This window comes from Polaromonas sp. P1_G2 (assembly GCF_056405515.1).
The window spans coordinates 1-390 of sequence record NZ_JBFUBY010001514.1 but is presented as its reverse complement, the minus strand read 5'-3'; the positions used below and the strand labels follow the sequence as shown (position 1 = coordinate 390).

General features: G+C 57.7%; 1 pseudogene. It reads right to left on the bottom strand.

From position 1 onward, the window contains the following. Window positions 1-390 (bottom strand): annotated as a pseudogene (locus AC1D0P_RS31330) (polyhydroxyalkanoate depolymerase); the annotation flags it as partial.

Genomic DNA, 390 nt, shown 5'->3' with positions numbered 1-390 from the left:
CAGATATCGTCGCGACCGCCCTCGACGGTGAGCAGCGCCGTGCGCCGGATCAGGCCCGGATCGACCTTTTTGCCCTTGTAAGTGAAATTGCCGGTCGCAAGTTCCGACTTCTGGAAGATGCGATCGATGGTTTCGAGATAGAATTCCTCGGTGAGGTCGAGCACGGCGAAATATTCGTCGTAGAAGGTCTTGATCTTCTCCGCCGCAGCCGTCTCGCCCGCTGCCAGATGATCAAAGAGTTTTTGATGTGCGGATTTGTGCCGGTCCATGTTCATCGCCATGAAGGCGACGAGCTTCAGGAAGCCGGGATAGACCAGCCGTCCACCGCCCCTGTGCCGCGGCGGAACGGTGGAAATCACCGAATTCTTGAACCAGGACAGCGACTTGGAG